Consider the following 14,801-nt stretch of genomic DNA (forward strand, 5'->3'; position numbering starts at 1 on the left):
ATGGCGACTAAAGCAGCCAAGAGCCCCAAGGTGGCGAAGCCCGCGATGTATGCATGGGAGGGACTGGATAAAAAAGGTGTGAAGATTTCTGGCGAATTGGCTGGGCATAATCCCGCTTTGATTAAAGCGCAGCTCAGAAGACAAGGCATAAATCCGCTCAAAATTCGCAAGAAATCGATATCGATATTCCGCTCTGGCAAGAAAATCAAACCACTTGATATTGCCTTTTTTTCCCGCCAGATGGCGACGATGATGAAAGCAGGCGTGCCGCTCCTGCAGTCTTTCGACATCATTAGCGAGGGCTCGACCAACCCCAATATGCGCAAATTAGTCGAGGACATAAAGCAAGAAGTCGCAGCAGGCCATAGCTTCGCAACCGCTCTACGGCAGAAGCCGCAATACTTCGATGATTTGTTTTGTAATCTAGTAGATGCGGGTGAGCAGGCAGGTGCTCTCGAGTCGCTTCTGGACAGAGTTGCGACCTACAAGGAGAAAACGGAGTCCCTTAAGGCCAAGATCAAGAAAGCAATGACGTACCCAATAGCGGTGGTAGTCGTCGCATTCATTGTCACAGGCATTTTGCTCATCAAGGTGGTCCCCCAGTTTCAGACGCTATTTGCGGGATTCGGAGCTGATCTGCCCGCTTTTACGCTGATGGTCATCGGACTGTCTCAAGCGCTACAGGACTACTGGCTTATTGTTTTGATTGCGCTTTTTTTGGCCATCATCGGGTTCAAACGCGCCTATAAGACGTCTGAGAAATTCCGCAATGGTCTCGACAGAGCGCTGCTGAAAACCCCGATTATCGGGCAGCTCCTTTATAAGTCCGCAGTCGCACGCTACGCCCGCACACTGTCCACGACGTTCGCCGCAGGCGTGCCCCTCGTCGAAGCGTTGGACTCAGTTTCAGGAGCTACCGGCAATATTGTGTTCAAAAACGCAGTCAATAAGGTCAAGCAAGATGTCTCAACTGGCATGCAGCTGAACTTCTCGATGCGAAGCACGGGCGTTTTCCCCACTCTTGCGATTCAAATGACAGCTATCGGCGAGGAGTCCGGCGCGTTGGACTCAATGCTTGATAAGGTCGCCAACTATTATGAGGAAGAGGTCGACAATATGGTCGACAGTCTGACAAGCCTCATGGAGCCAATGATCATGGCTGTCTTAGGCATTGTCGTAGGTGGACTCGTCATCGCTATGTACCTCCCAATCTTCAAACTCGGCAGCGTCGTCTAACCATGCCCCTCCTCGACCTCCTGGCCAGCTCCCCGCTGGCCTTCGTTCTATGCGCCCTAATCCTCGGCCTGCTCGTCGGCAGTTTCCTCAACGTAGTCATCTACCGATTACCGCTAATGATGATCCGCGACTGGAAAACCCAATCCCGGGAAATGCTCGACCTCCCCCCCGAGCCAAAAACAGAAACCTTCAACCTCATCCTCCCCCACTCCCGCTGCCCGCACTGCTCACACAAAATCCGCGCATGGGAAAACATTCCCGTCGTGAGTTATCTGCTCCTGGGCGGCAAATGCTCCCAGTGCAAAGCCCCGATCAGCAAGCGCTACCCGCTGGTTGAATTGGCCTGCGGCTTACTCTCGGCCTTCATCGCCTGGCAGTTCGGTTTCGGCTGGCAGGCTGGGGCAATGCTGGTGCTGACGTGGGGGTTGTTGTCGATGAGTCTAATCGACGCCGATCACCAGCTTCTGCCGGACGCAATCGTGCTGCCGCTGTTGTGGCTCGGCCTGATCGTGAATGCGTTCGGCCTGTTCACGTCGCTGACCGACGCGCTGTGGGGCGCGGTCGCGGGGTATCTGGTGTTGTGGTGTGTGTTCTGGCTGTTCAAGCTGATCACCGGCAAGGAGGGCATGGGTTACGGCGACTTCAAGTTGCTGGCTATGCTCGGCGCGTGGGGCGGGTGGCAGATTCTGCCGCTGACGATTCTGCTGTCGTCGATTGTCGGGGCGGTGTTGGGCCTGATTCTGCTGCGCTTGCGCAATGTCGAAACCAGCACGCCGATCCCCTTCGGTCCTTATCTGGCGCTCGCGGGGTGGATCGCTTTGCTCTGGGGTGATCAAATAACGACTTCGTATTTGCAGATCGCCGGTTTCAGATGACTTCTCCTGCGTCAAAACCCTGGATTCTCGGCCTCACCGGTGGCATCGGCAGCGGCAAGAGTGCGGCGGCTCAGTGCTTCATGGAGCTGGGCGTGCACTTGGTGGACGCCGATAACGTTGCCCGTTGGGTGGTCGAACCCGGGCGCCCTGCCCTGACGCAGATTGCCGAGCACTTCGGCCCAAGCGTGTTGCAGGCCGATGGCACGCTGAATCGTTCGGCGTTGCGCGAGCTGATTTTCAAGGATCCGCAACAGCGTGTCTGGCTCGAAAGCCTTCTGCATCCGCTGATCCGCGAGGAAATCCGTCAGTACCTGGCGCGCGCCGCATCGGCTTACGCGATTCTGGTGTCGCCGTTGTTGCTGGAGACCTCTCAGCACCAGATGGTGCAGCGAGTGTTGGTCATTGATGTGCCGGAATCGGTGCAGATCGAGCGCACGGTGTTGCGTGACAAGAGCAACGAGGAGCAGGTGCGGGCGATTCTCAAGGCGCAGGCCAGTCGCGAAGAGCGCTTGAGCCGGGCCGATGATGTGATCGTCAACGACCGTGACCCGGCCTGGCTGAAAAGCGAAGTCGAGCGTCTGCATCACTTTTATTTAACTTTGCGTGGAGGCTAATGATGAGCCAACCAATGACCGTCGATTGCCCAACCTGCGGAGCGCCCGTGGAATGGACGCCGGAGAGTAAATTCCGGCCGTTCTGTTCGGACCGTTGCAAGCTGATCGACCTGGGCGCCTGGGCGTCGGAAGAACATGCGATTCCGGTGGCGCCGGATGCTGAAGACGAGCTGTTTTCGGGTGATCTAGACCCTCGTCAGCATTGATTTAACTCAGCGGCCGGATGGTCCGCGACCCGCATTAAATCGCAATAACTAAAAAAGCTTCACGACCTTAATCGCGAAGCTTTTTTTGTGGCCGAGAGTTTTAGCCCAAATTACGCTGCGGCGCGCCGTGAACCATGGTGTAAGCGTAATCGACGCCCATGCCGTGAGCGCCGCTGTGTTCCAGGACCAGTTCCATCACTGCTTCGTAGGTTTCCTTGTGTGCCCAGTCGCGCTGAAACTCGAGCAGAACCTGCTGCCAGGTCACCGGCACGGCGCCCGCCTGAATCATTCGCTGCACCGACATGTCATGGGCTTCTTTTGTCGTGCCGCCGGAAGCGTCAGTGACGATGTACACCTCGTAGCCTTCAGCCAATGCGTCCAGCGTCGGGAAGTTCAGGCAGACCTCGGTCCAGAGCGCGGCGATGATCAGCTTCTTGCGGCCGGTCGCCTTGACCGCTTCCACCAGTTTCTTGTCTTCCCACGAGTTCATCGAGGTGCGCTCGATCGGCTGCTGATCCGGGAACACCGCCAGCAATTCAGGCCAGATGAAGCCGCTGAAGCTTTTGGTTTCGACGGAGGTGTAGATGGTCGGCACGTTGAAGATCTTGGCGGCTTTGGCCAAGCCGACGGTGTTGTTCTTCAGCGTCTGGCGGTCGATCGACTGAACGCCGAAAGCCATTTGCGGCTGGTGGTCGATCAGGATCAGAGCAGCGTTGGTTGGGTTCAGCAGTTCGCGAATGGACATGGGTAGATTCCTTAGTGCTCAGCAGTGAGTTCGATATGGGTTAGCCGCTGCGCTGGTTGCTTGGCGGCTGGCTTGGGAGTGAATTTACGGACTGGCTGCTTAAGGAACAATCCCATAGAATCGGGACTCATTGTTTCTAATTCAGGGACGGTCATGGATCGTATCGAATGCATGCGCGCTTTCGTCGCCACCGTCGGCGCTAACGGCTTTGCCGCAGCGGCCCGTGCGCTGGATGTTCCGCGCTCGAAAATCAGTAAGCAGATTCAGGCGCTGGAAGAGGCCATCGGCGTGCAGTTGCTGCAGCGCACCACGCGCAGCCTGCATCTGACGGAAGCGGGCGCTGAGTACTACGACGCGTGTCGGGATGTCATCGCTTCGCTGGACGAAGCCGAGCAACGGGCGCGGACCGGCATGGGTGAGATACGCGGCGTGTTGCGGGTCAACGCGCCGATGTCGTTTGGGCTGAGTCGTCTGGGGCCGCTGATTCCGCGCTTCAACGAATTGCATCCGAACGTCGAGCTGCAAGTGGTTTTGAGCGATCAGCAGGTGGATCCGGTCAAGGGCGGTTTCGACGTGACCATTCGTATTGCCAGCCTGCCGGATTCGTCGATGATCGCGCGCTCACTGGCCCCGGCGCCGAGGATCATGGTGGCCTCGCCCGATTACCTGGCGCGCGAAGGCACGCCGCAAACGCCGAAGGATCTGGCACACCATAAGTGCCTGAGCTACGGCTATCTGCAGAGCGGCGTGAGTCTGCAGCTGTGCAACGGCAAGGATACCCAGCGGGTGACGGTGAGCGGGCCATTGCACGCCAATAACGGTGACATCCTGGCGCAGGCGGCCGTGGCGGGAATGGGCATCGCGCTGCTGCCCAACTTTATCGTCGAGCGCGCGGTGGCGGATGGGCGCTTGGTGCCGGTGCTGTGCGATTGGGAGGCGCCGGCAATTACGGTCAACGCGGTGTATCCCTCGTCCCGGCGCGTGCCGATGAAGACCCGGGCGTTCATTGATTTTCTGGTGGCTGAGCTGTCGGTTGAGTCGGGGGCGTTTTGACACTGCCCCTTCGGGAGCTCGCTGGCAAAGAAGCGGGTACAACCGCTGATTTTTCAGCGGCTGAAATGCCATCTTCGTGAGCAAGCTCACTCCCACAAGTCCGTGATCTACCCAGAGTTCTCGGGTATGGCGCCGATCCTGTGGGAGCGAGCTTGCTCGCGAAGAGAGAGGACCATCCGCTGAATATCCAGCGGCTGGAAAGCCATCTTCGTGAGCAAGCTCACTCCCACAAGTCCGTGATCTAACCCAGGATTCTTGGGTATGACGCACATCATGTGGGAGCGAGCTTGCTCGCGAAGAGGCAGGAACATCTGCTGCATCTATGGCAGCTGGAATACCGGCTTCGCGAGGGACGCGCTTCAGCTTAGTCAATCACGTCCTTCAAACCACACTCCCCACCGGCACTTTCCCCGCCAGGCCATCCGCCAGACTCGCCAACACCATCTCACCCATCCGCGTTCGGGTCTGGACAGTGGCGCTGGCGCGGTGGGGCTGCAGGACGACGGTCTCCAGGGCGAACAGGGCATCAGGCACATGAGGCTCGTCGGCAAACACATCCAGCCCCGCCCCAGCAATTGACCCTGCCTCCAGCGCCGCAACAAGGTCCGGCTCATTGACCAGGCTGCCCCGCGCCACGTTGATCAAAAAACCCTGCGCGCCCAGCGCTTCCAGCACTTTGGCGTTGATAATGCCTTTGGCTTTGTCGGCGGCTGCAGCGACGATCAGCGCGTCACTTTGCGCGGCCAGTTCGACCAGATCGCTGACGAAGGTGTAAGGCACGTCGCCCATGGCGCTTAGGTCGGTGTAGCTGATGGGGCAGCCGAACGCAGCAGCGCGTGTAGCGACGGCCCGCCCTACCCGGCCCATGCCGACGATGCCGATGCGCATGCCGCTGAATTGACGCGCCAGTGGCAGCGGCACCAGCGGCGTCGCGGTCTTGGCCCATGCGCCGGCGCGCACATAACGGTCGCCTGTGCACAGCCCGCGACAGGCCGAAATCAGCAAGCCGATGGCGAGGTCGGCGACGTCCTCGGTCAGCGCGCCGATAGTGGCCGAGACACGAATGCCACGGTCCCGCGCGTAGGCCAGATCAATCGCATCGGTGCCGACGCCGTTGACCGCGATGACTTCCACGCTCGGCAACTGCTCCATCACTTCGCGGGTAATGCCGGTGTGGCCGCCAGTCACCACGCCGCGAATGTTGGCGCCGTGCTCGCGCAGATAAGCCGCCTTGTCGGCCTGCTGGAAGTACGGGCGAACGGTGTAAAGCTCGTTCAGCCGCGCGTTGATGTCAGGGATCAGGATCGGGCTCAGCTGGAGGATTTCAGGTTTCATCGGTATCTCGCTCATCTCGAATTCGGACGGATCAACCACGGCCCACGAAGGGCATGTTGGTGGCCATGACGGTCATGTTCAGCACGTTGGCCGACAGCGGCAGCGCGGCGATGTAACGCACGGCATCGGCGATGTGTTTGACGTCGATCATCGGCTCGATGGCGGTCGAACCATTGGCCTGACGCACGCCTTTGGTCATGCGCACCGACAGCTCGGTCAGCGCGTTGCCGATGTCGATCTGGCTGCAGGCGATATTGAACTCGCGACCGTCGAGAGCCAGGCTTTTGGTCAGCCCCAACACGGCGTGCTTGCTGGCGGTGTAGGGCCCGGTGAACGGGCGTGGCACGTGGGCGGAGATCGAACCGTTGTTGATGATCCGGCCTCCTTGGGGCGACTGTTTGCGCATCAGGCCAAACGCGCCACGGCTGCACAGGAAAACCCCGGTCACATTGGTGTCGATCACGCTCAGCCACTTCTCGATCGGCAACTCGTCCATCGGCACGGCAGGGGCGTTGACGCCAGCATTGTTGAACACCAGGTCGAGGCGGCCATACACCTCCTCGATGGTCGCGAACAGATGATCGACACTGGCCGGATCACGCACATCGCACGACACCGCCAACGCTTCACCGCCCTGATCGCGCGCTTGCGCCACGAATTCTTCGAGGGGTTCCAGACGACGCCCGGTCACCACCACCTTGTAGCCGTCTTCAAGCAGGCCGAACGCGACGGAGCGGCCGATGCCACTGCCCGCGCCGGTGACCAGGGCAATTTTCGAAACGGATTGATCAGTCATTATTGTTCTCCTTGTTGCTCATCAAAATGCTGCGGTTCTGGATGCATCGCTCAGCGGCGCTCGCCCACTCTCACTTCAAATTCGCCGATGCCGTCGATGCCGCCGTTGATCACGTCGCCCGGTTGGAGCGCAGCAACGCCGGGCGGCGTGCCGGTCATGATCAGATCGCCGGCGCGCAACGTGACGGAATGGGAAAGCTGGCTGATGACTTCGCTCACCGACCAGATCTGGCTATCGAGATCGGCACGCTGACGCTCAACACCGTTGACCCTCAGCCAGATGGCGCCCTGTCGCCCGTGACCGTCGCGGCCTGCGGGGCGGATGGGCGTAATCGGCGCAGAGCCGTCGAACGCCTTCGCCGGCTCCCATGGATTGCCCACCGCCTTGGCGGCCACTTGCAGATCGCGGCGGGTCAAATCAAGGCCTGCGGCGTATCCCCACACGTGATCCAGCGCGTCTTCGGCGTCGACCTCATAGCCGTCCTTGCCGATGGCGACGACCAGTTCGATCTCGTGGCAAAACTGTTCGGTCTGGGTCGGAAACGCGATTTCGCCCACTGCGTCCACAACCGATGTCGCCGGCTTCATAAAGAATGCCGGGACCTCGCGCTCGGCACTGACTACATCGCCCCACTGGTAATTACGGCCCAGGCAAAACACCCGGCCGACAGGGAATCGCGCGTCACTGCCATGCACCGGCAGACTGCTGACTCGGGGCGGTTCGAATACAAAGTTGTTCATGGAATTCCTTATCACCGAAAGACGCTCAACCCAGCCAGATGCATTTCAGACTACGGGATCACACGGCGGGAAAGTTGGATAAAACCGTGTTTGCGCTGGACTAAAAAACTCAATATCGACGGCATTAAAAAAGGCGTATTTACATACGCCTCTGCCCAGTACGGCATAAGTTCACACACACATTCTTGAGCGGTTACCGGGCCTTGAGCTCGATGCGATAAATGCGGCCGAGCAACAGTGAATAAGACAGCGTGCCGATACACGCGACACCGCCGATGAACCAGAACGCCCAGGCGAAGTTGCCGGTGACGTGCAGGATCTGCCCGATGACAATCGGCGTGACGATGCCGCCGATATTGGCCGCCAGACTGGTGATGCCCCCGGTCAGACCGATCAGCTCCTTGGGAGCGATCTCCGACACGGCCGCCCAGGAGGATGACGCGATGCCCTGTGCGAAAAAGGCGATTGTGAGGAGTGCGATGCAGACTTCATTGGAGTCGGTGAAGTTGACCAGCATGATCGACATGCCCAGCGCCGAACCCACCACCAGTGGCAGCTTGCGAGAGAAGGACAGCGAGTACCCGCGACGGATCATCCAGTCGGCGATGAACCCGGCCAGCAGTACGCCGACCGTGGCGCCAATGAACGGCAGCACTGCGAAGATGCCGACTTTGACCATGGTCAAATGCCGCTCTTCAATCAGATAGGTCGGGAACCACGTCAGGAAAAAGTACAGCGCCGAGGTGCTGGCGAACTTGCCCAGGCAGATGGCCCAGACTTGGCGATATTTCAGCAGCTCGGCGATTTGCGCCCACTTGAATTTGTTCCGTTCTTGACTGCTTTTGACCAGGCCGCCGCCGTCTTCGATGTAGGCCAGTTCTTCCTTGCTGACCTTCTTGCAGTTCATCGGATCGCGGTACAAGTACAGCCAGGCAATCCCGAAAACGATGCCAATAATGCCAGTGCTGTAAAAGACGTGGCGCCAGTCATAGGTCGTCGCGAGCCAGAGCAACAAACCGGTGAACAGCGCCGTGCCCAGATACTGCCCGCACACATAGATGCTGCTGGCCATGCCCCGCTCCCGCGCCGGAAACCAGACCGTGACCGCGCGGCTGTTGGCCGGGAACGCCGGGGCTTCCATCGCGCCGATGGCCAGACGCAAACCGAACAGTGAAGCGAAACCGCCGACCATGCCTTGGCACACCGTGACCGCCGACCATGAGATCAGTGAGGCACCGTAGGTGAAGCGCGAGCCAAATCGGTCGGCGATGAAGCCGGCGGGCACCAGGGCGAAGGCGTAGGTCCAGGCGAAAGCGGAGAAGATCAGGCCCATCTCGACCTTGTCCAGACCGAGGTCTTTGGCCATGAAAGGCGCAGCGATGGAGATGTTGACGCGGTCGACGTAGTTGATGATCGTGGCGATCAGCAACAGCGACAGCATGAACCAGCGACGGTGGGTCATAGGTCGGGCGGGAGCGGCAGTGACTGGTGCGGCCACGACAGCATCCATCGCCTGAATATCAGGGTTGCTCGACATGAGAATTCCTCATTGTTTTTATTGGTATCGAGTGATGACGTGCACCCACAAGTTATCGTACGACCGGTTTTAAACAAGACGATGCTTAGAACGTTTTTGGATTTCAACAGGTGCCCGTAATGAATTGTCCAAAAAACAGCGCGCGTGCTAAAACAGCAATTAGCAACCAAAAGGGGGCGAAAATGCCTGCGCTAGAGCGGTCTGTATAAGGAGACCAGTCAGACCATTCTTGGACAAATCGACTCGCCACCACGCTGATGAAATTTTTGGATTTGGTCATACGACGACCGACAATAAGAAATACACGACGAGGAGCACTCGATGGATTCCGTCAATCGCGTACCCACCTACGGCATGCAGCAGCGCAGTGAGCGGCCGGACTTTTACATCCGCGGCAAAACCGAGGGCAAACCGGAGACCGCGCCCCATCGGCACGAATATTTTCAGATTCAAATCAACCTCGGCGGCGACACCGTGCAGCACATTGGCGGCGTGGTCCGGCCCTTCCCGCGCAACACGCTGGCGTTCATCCTCCCGCACAAATTGCATCTGATCCCGCATCCGCCGGAAGGCAATTTTCTGCTGATCAACTTTGCCCAGACCTTCCTGCTGCCCCAGTTGCAATGCGACCCGCTGGACCTCGAAGACGTGGCCATCGCCCTCGCCCCGGAGCTGTCGCCGTTCCGTTTTCAGGAGCATCTGGATTTCACTCTGGACGCCGACGACTTCGCCGAGATCGAGCATTTGCTGGGCCGGATGCGCGAGCTGGATGCGAACCGGCAGTTCGGCACGCGGGAGGTGCTCAAAGGGTGCCTGCTGCAACTGATCGGCACGGTCTGCCAGCTGTACGCCGAGCCGATCAAGCGGCTGGCCGATGACAACGCCGCCGAGCGCAGCCGCCGCGATGCATTGGCGCGGATGTCGGAGTACGTGCGCAAGAACCTCGACGACCCGGACCTGAGCCTGAAAAAGGCCGCTTCAGCCGCGTTTCTGTCGCCCAACTACTTGACCCACTGGCTGCGCAAGGAAGTCGGCAAGACCTTTAGCGAGCTGGTGCTGGAGCGGCGCATGCACCTGGCGCGCACGTTGCTGCTCAACGGCAGCAAACCGGTGGGGGAAGTGGCGCGGTTGTGTGGGTTTGCCGACGAGGCCTACTTCTCGCGGCGTTTCCGCCACGCCCACGGCATGCCGCCGGGGCAGTTCAGGAAGCAGCGGGATTTGTAGCCTGTCAGACCCCGCTCATGGGCCGGGCAGCTCCTTAAATGGATCAGCGCCTCCCCGGCCAACTTTATCTCGGCGCCAGTGTTTCTTCTCCCCTCCAGAGCGTTAAGCTTGGCGCCATGGATGACTCCGATTATCTGCGTCTTTTGACGAGCCAGGCCGAGCAAGCCAATGCGTTTCTGTCCAATGCGCGCAAGTGGGAGCGCGAACGTTGGGTGTGCGAACGGTTGCTGCAGGGCCTGAACATTCCCCATCGCACCGACGACTTCCTGCCTGCCGGGCAAGAGCCGCCGGACGTACTGTTTCGCGATGCGTGTTTTGAAGTGTTCTTCGTTCTGGACGAAGGCCGTCGGTTGAACGATGAATGGCGCGAAGAACTGCAACGCCGACGCAGCGCGTTTTCCCTCAGCCAACTGGTGCGCCGGGAAGCCAAACCCAAACGCATCCCCGCTGCCGAATTGCTGCGGCGCCTGGCGCCAACCCTGCGCAAAAAAGCTCACAACTACAAAGAACGCGGGCTGGATCTGGGCGAACTCGACATCATCGCCTTCGCCAGCCTCAAGCGCGAGGTGCTCGACCTGAACAGCCACTTTCCGCCGCCTACCGAGTATCTGCGTCAGGGCTGGCGATCACTCTCGCTGGTCGGGCCGACCTTCGCCCGGGTATTGTTCGCCCATCCGGATGCCCCGGATTTCCTGCGGACCAATTTGGGCCGCAGCGTGGTTTTTGATGTGGGAATCAGTTTATGAGTCCGTTGCAGGAATTGATCGCCGATGTACCCCAGCGTGGACGCGTGCGCTGGATCGGCGTGCGCCCGGAATCCCGTGGCGAGATGGTTGAGCTGGACGCCGTGGAAGCCCGTCGCGAAGCAGGCCTGACGGGTGATCACGCACGCCCTGGCCCGCGCAATGCCCGACAGGTGACGCTCATCCAGTGGGAGCATTTCGCCGTGGTCAGCTCGCTGATGGGCCGGGCCGAGGACAACCCGGTGTTGCCCCAGGATCTGCGGCGCAACATCGTAATCAGCGGCATCAATCTGTTCAGCCTGAAAAACCGACGCTTCCGCATCGGTCAGGCGATCTTCGAAACCACTGGCTGGTGCCAACCCTGCGCGCGCCTTGAGCAACGTCTCGGCCACGGCATCTTCCAGGCCGTTCGCGGCCATGGCGGAATCACCGCGCGGGTGATACAAAGCGGCATCGTGCGTCTGGATGATGTTTTGTGTATCGAGCCAATCGAACCGAGCGTCCAGGACTTTAACGCAGCCAACAGCGCCGTTTCCTGATCCGGGTCAATAGTGATAAAGAGCCTCAAATGATCAGCCGCCTGAAACCTGCCGACACCGCGCGTGTCGAAGCGTACGTTCGAGCCCCCCGCCCAAGTCGAGCGCCGGCCTTTTTGGCGTTAGCGGCTCCTTGTGGTGGTGCTTGGACCGGGCCCTTTTTGAGCCATTTACAGAGCAATCTGACGCTATGAGCTGCCTTGCGCTCGCGCGGATTGCGCTGACACAGAATTCCTTAAGCCTTATGAGATATCCCCATGACCCATCGTATTGTGATTGTCGGCGGAGGCGCTGGCGGTCTGGAGCTGGCTACCCGTCTGGGTAAAACCCTGGGCAAGAAAGGCACCGCCAGCGTCACGCTGGTCGACGCCAACCTGACCCACATCTGGAAACCGCTGCTGCACGAGGTGGCCGCCGGTTCGCTCAACTCTTATGAGGATGAGCTGAACTACGTGGCGCAAGCCAAGTGGAACCACTTTCAGTTCCAGATGGGTCGCATGACCGGTCTGGATCGGGAAAACAAGCAGATCCACCTGGCCGAAACCCTCGACGAAAACGGCAATGAGCTTGTCCCGGCGCGCAGCCTGGATTACGACTCACTGGTGATTTCGGTGGGCAGCACGACCAATGATTTCGGCACCAAAGGCGCAGCGGAACACTGCCTGTTCCTTGACACGCGCAAGCAGGCCGAGCGCTTCCATCAGCAATTGCTCAATCGCTATCTGCGCGCCCACGCGAGCCAGACGGATGTGGCCGAGGAGATCAACGTCGCCATCGTCGGCGCCGGGGCCACGGGTGTCGAGCTGGCTGCAGAGCTGCACAACGCGGCCCACGAACTGGCGGCCTACGGGCTGGGCCAGATCAAACCGGAAAACCTGCGCATCACGGTGATCGAGGCGGGCCCGCGCGTCTTGCCAGCGCTGCCGGAACGCATTGGCGGCCCGGTGCACAAGACGCTGGAAAAACTAGGCGTCACGGTGCTGACCAATTCGGCGGTCAGTGAAGTGACGGCAGACAGCCTGGTGACCGCAACCGGTCAGGTGATTCCTGCAACGCTGAAGGTCTGGGCGGCGGGCATCCGCGCTCCGGCATTTCTGGAAGGCATCGCTGGCCTTGAGACCAATCGCATCAACCAGCTGCAAGTGCGTCCGACGCTGCAGACCACCCGCGACGATAATATCTTCGCCTTCGGTGATTGCGCGGCCTGCCCGCAAAAAGGCACTGACCGCAACGTCCCGCCCCGTGCGCAAGCGGCGCATCAGCAGGCGTCGTTGCTGGTGAAGTCGCTGAAGCTGCGCATCGAGGGCGGCACGCTGCCCGAGTATCGCTACAAGGACTATGGCTCGCTGATTTCGCTGTCGAAGTTCTCGGCGGTCGGCAATCTGATGGGCAACCTGACCGGTAGCGTCATGCTTGAAGGCTGGCTGGCGCGCATGTTCTACGTTTCGCTGTACCGCATGCACCAGATGGCGCTGTACGGCATGTTCCGCACGCTGATGCTCATGCTGGGCAGCCGAATCGGTCGCGGCACCGAGCCACGGATGAAGCTGCACTAAGGCTGAGTCCTGCAGGTCCGCCGCGCCAATGCGGCGGGCCTCATCCCTCCCTCATTCCAGACACCTGCCTTACCGGACGGGTGCGAGAGTGCGTGCCTGTTACGGCATCACCCGCCCTTTGCCCAGATGCTTGGCCTTGTACATCCAGCGGTCGGCTTCGCGCATGAGTTCATCCGGTGCCTTACCGGAGCCGGGTTCGTACATCGAAAAGCCGATGCTGGCGTTGCTGCAAATGACATCGCCTTTGATCGTGAGGGGCTGTGCAACCGCGACGAGGAGTTTCTGAGCCACTTCGCGCGCTTCTTCCACCCCCGGCGTGATGCCCTCCAGAATCACGATAAATTCATCACCGGCCAGCCGCACCAGGCTGTCGGTCCTGCGGATGCAGCTCTGCAAACGTGTGGCGATAGCGCGCAGCAGATCATCACCGGCATCGTGCCCGTAACTGTCGTTGATGACTTTGAATCCATCCAGGTCAATGAACATCAGCGCCATTTGCAATCTGGAGCGATCCGCCCGCGCCTGAGCGATCGGCAACAGCGAGTCCAGCGCGCGGCGATTGTGCAGACCGGTCAGGGAGTCATGTCGGGCCTCCTGCTCTAGCTCCTTGCGCGCCTGAATGTTCTGGATGATCGAAATGAAATATTCCAGCTCTCCTGCTTCGGACAGCTTTTTCGTGACGCTCAGATTGACCCAAACCGCTCTGCCGTCTTTACGCAGGTAACGCTTCTCCATCTGGTAGCTGTTGATTTCACCGACGCTCAGCTGATGCAGCATCTCAAGATCACTGTCCAGATCGTCGGGGTGGGTGATGTCCTGAAACGTCAGGTGCTTGAGCTCATCGGGCGCGTAGCCAAGGACATCGCACAGCGCGGCGTTGACGCTGATCCAGCCACCGTCCGGCGCGACCAGCGCAATACCTACCGACGCCAGCTCGAACATCGAGCGATAGCCCGCCTCACTGGCCTGAAACAAGGCCTCGGAGCGATTCTTCTGAATCCGCGTCAGCATCAGGTTTTCCCGCAGCTGCATTTCCCGGCTGACGATCTCGGCCAGGTCGTGGAGGATGGACAGCTCGTCTGGGGTGAGGATTCTGGGCTGCGCGTCAATGGCGCAAAGCGTGCCCACGGCAAAGCCCTGGCTGGTGCGTATGGGTACGCCAGCATAAAAACGGATATGAGGATCGCCTGTGACCAGTTGGTTGTCGCAGAAACGCGCGTCTTCGACGGCATCGGGCACCACAAGCTCGGTGGCCTCAAGGATGGCGTGCGTACAGAACGCGAGCTCCCGCGGCAACTCTGTCGCTTCAAGCCCTACTCGGGACTTGAACCACTGACGGTCCTGATCCACCAGCGATATCAGAGCGATCGGCACGTTCAGCACTTGCGCCACCAGACGAGTGATCCGGTCTAGGGCGACCTCGGGGGGAGTGTCGAGAACTTCGAGAAGATGCAGCGCTTCAAGTCGCTGTTGCTCGAATGGAGGAGTTGGCGACTTCATATAACGGCCGATCCTGAAAAGACTGCCTGAAGTCTATACCGGGCCTCATGAATCCGCACCCGGAGCGACGTGTAAATAACAGGCTCGGCCGCCGCGATTGATCAA

At 59.7% G+C, this 14,801-nt stretch carries 15 protein-coding genes; 9 read left to right on the top strand and 6 right to left on the bottom strand.

Going from position 1 to position 14,801, the window contains the following annotated elements:
• Genes QMX88_RS05390 through yacG form a run of 4 tightly spaced genes read left to right on the top strand, consistent with a single transcriptional unit; the run spans position 1 to position 2,931 of the window.
• The gene (locus QMX88_RS05390) at positions 1 to 1,236 is read left to right on the top strand and encodes a type II secretion system F family protein (protein WP_282367042.1); all 1,236 of its coding nucleotides are present in this window, start codon (positions 1 to 3) and stop codon (positions 1,234 to 1,236) included.
• A gap of 2 nt (positions 1,237 to 1,238) precedes the next feature.
• The gene (locus QMX88_RS05395; protein ID WP_282367045.1) at positions 1,239 to 2,111 is read left to right on the top strand and encodes a prepilin peptidase; all 873 of its coding nucleotides are present in this window, start codon (positions 1,239 to 1,241) and stop codon (positions 2,109 to 2,111) included.
• The gene (gene coaE, locus QMX88_RS05400) at positions 2,108 to 2,725 is read left to right on the top strand and encodes a dephospho-CoA kinase (protein WP_282367047.1); all 618 of its coding nucleotides are present in this window, start codon (positions 2,108 to 2,110) and stop codon (positions 2,723 to 2,725) included. The genes QMX88_RS05395 and coaE overlap by 4 nt, the downstream gene beginning before the upstream one ends.
• 2 nt (positions 2,726 to 2,727) lie before the next feature.
• Positions 2,728 to 2,931 (top strand): DNA gyrase inhibitor YacG, encoded by a 204-nt coding sequence (gene yacG / locus QMX88_RS05405; RefSeq protein WP_074888353.1) that lies wholly within the window; start codon positions 2,728 to 2,730, stop codon positions 2,929 to 2,931.
• A gap of 100 nt (positions 2,932 to 3,031) precedes the next feature.
• Here yacG and QMX88_RS05410 read toward each other — a convergent pair whose 3' ends face one another.
• On the bottom strand, positions 3,032 to 3,676 hold the full coding sequence (locus QMX88_RS05410; RefSeq protein WP_282367050.1) for a hydrolase: 645 nt from the start codon (positions 3,674 to 3,676) through the stop codon (positions 3,032 to 3,034).
• A gap of 153 nt (positions 3,677 to 3,829) precedes the next feature.
• Here QMX88_RS05410 and QMX88_RS05415 point away from each other — a divergent pair, with 153 nt between their 5' ends.
• Positions 3,830 to 4,729 carry a LysR family transcriptional regulator gene (locus tag QMX88_RS05415; RefSeq protein WP_282367052.1) on the top strand — a complete coding sequence of 300 codons (900 nt, stop codon included), beginning with the start codon at positions 3,830 to 3,832 and terminating at the stop codon, positions 4,727 to 4,729.
• A 381-nt stretch (positions 4,730 to 5,110) separates the two neighbouring features.
• Here QMX88_RS05415 and QMX88_RS05420 read toward each other — a convergent pair whose 3' ends face one another.
• From QMX88_RS05420 to QMX88_RS05435, 4 genes are all read right to left on the bottom strand, one after another.
• A complete protein-coding gene (locus QMX88_RS05420) occupies positions 5,111 to 6,064 on the bottom strand; it encodes a 2-hydroxyacid dehydrogenase (protein WP_282367054.1) in 954 nt (317 codons plus the stop codon).
• Between the two features lie 31 nt (positions 6,065 to 6,095).
• Positions 6,096 to 6,860, bottom strand: coding sequence for an SDR family oxidoreductase (locus QMX88_RS05425; RefSeq protein WP_282367056.1), 765 nt, complete (start codon positions 6,858 to 6,860; stop codon positions 6,096 to 6,098).
• 50 nt (positions 6,861 to 6,910) lie between these two features.
• On the bottom strand, positions 6,911 to 7,600 hold the full coding sequence (locus QMX88_RS05430) for a fumarylacetoacetate hydrolase family protein (RefSeq protein ID WP_282367058.1): 690 nt from the start codon (positions 7,598 to 7,600) through the stop codon (positions 6,911 to 6,913).
• Between the two features lie 193 nt (positions 7,601 to 7,793).
• The gene (locus QMX88_RS05435; RefSeq protein WP_244655970.1) at positions 7,794 to 9,110 is read right to left on the bottom strand and encodes an MFS transporter; all 1,317 of its coding nucleotides are present in this window, start codon (positions 9,108 to 9,110) and stop codon (positions 7,794 to 7,796) included.
• 348 nt (positions 9,111 to 9,458) lie between these two features.
• Here QMX88_RS05435 and QMX88_RS05440 point away from each other — a divergent pair, with 348 nt between their 5' ends.
• The 4 genes from QMX88_RS05440 (at position 9,459) to QMX88_RS05455 (ending at position 13,196) form a co-directional block, all read left to right on the top strand.
• A complete protein-coding gene (locus QMX88_RS05440; protein WP_192173372.1) occupies positions 9,459 to 10,361 on the top strand; it encodes a helix-turn-helix transcriptional regulator in 903 nt (300 codons plus the stop codon).
• A gap of 116 nt (positions 10,362 to 10,477) precedes the next feature.
• Entirely contained in the window at positions 10,478 to 11,107 is a 630-nt protein-coding gene (locus tag QMX88_RS05445; RefSeq protein WP_074888345.1) for a DUF1780 domain-containing protein, read from the top strand.
• A complete protein-coding gene (locus tag QMX88_RS05450) occupies positions 11,104 to 11,643 on the top strand; it encodes an MOSC domain-containing protein (protein WP_192173373.1) in 540 nt (179 codons plus the stop codon). The genes QMX88_RS05445 and QMX88_RS05450 overlap by 4 nt, the downstream gene beginning before the upstream one ends.
• A 254-nt stretch (positions 11,644 to 11,897) precedes the next feature.
• Positions 11,898 to 13,196 (top strand): NAD(P)/FAD-dependent oxidoreductase, encoded by a 1,299-nt coding sequence (locus QMX88_RS05455; RefSeq protein WP_282367062.1) that lies wholly within the window; start codon positions 11,898 to 11,900, stop codon positions 13,194 to 13,196.
• Between the two features lie 99 nt (positions 13,197 to 13,295).
• On the opposite strand, the gene QMX88_RS05460 is transcribed toward QMX88_RS05455, so the two are convergent.
• Complete coding sequence (locus QMX88_RS05460) at positions 13,296 to 14,696, bottom strand: diguanylate cyclase domain-containing protein (protein ID WP_282367064.1); 1,401 nt, start codon at positions 14,694 to 14,696, stop codon at positions 13,296 to 13,298.
• Positions 14,697 to 14,801: the final 105 nt, after the last annotated feature.

The organism is Pseudomonas sp. PS02290, assembly GCF_029960075.1.
GTDB lineage: Bacteria > Pseudomonadota > Gammaproteobacteria > Pseudomonadales > Pseudomonadaceae > Aquipseudomonas.